The sequence below is a fragment of the Mesorhizobium sp. genome (assembly GCF_004962925.1).
Taxonomy (GTDB): Bacteria; Pseudomonadota; Alphaproteobacteria; order Rhizobiales; family Rhizobiaceae; genus Mesorhizobium.
The window spans coordinates 274-669 of the sequence record NZ_SUEO01000150.1; the positions used below are offsets into that span (position 1 = coordinate 274).

The following is a 396-nucleotide window of genomic DNA, read 5'->3' on the forward strand; positions in this document are numbered from 1 at the left end:
GCGGTTGAGCGCAACCGCGACCTCGCTTGGACGTGCCAATCATACCTCCGTCAGCATTGCTTTCAGAGGCTTCAACGCGGCGATGACTGGAATCCGTCGCTATTTGCGGCTCTATTTTTCGCGCGCTCGGCGCAGCATGTTGGTGCGGCCGCGCAGGCCGTCGACAAGCCGAGCCCTGTCGGCTGGTGTCAGTCCCGTCGCGAAGGTCACGATTGCCTGTTCGAGCCGACCGCGCAGCGCCATATCGGCTTTCCGGACCGAGGCGAGCGTCTCATTGACCGCCGCTGCGTCGATCGGCTCAGCCTCGATCAGGCGCGCGACCGCCTCGCGGCCGGCCCGAGCCGCTTCAATGTCGGCAGCCGACTGGCGCCGCGCCTCGGCGAGCGCCTGGCGAAA

Annotated in this window: 1 protein-coding gene; it reads right to left on the reverse strand. The window is 66.9% G+C overall.

The window, feature by feature from the left end:
• Window positions 1-111: 111 nt before the first annotated feature.
• On the reverse strand, window positions 112-396 hold a 285-nt coding region (locus E5W87_RS24745), incomplete at its 5' end, for a periplasmic heavy metal sensor (protein ID WP_292403524.1).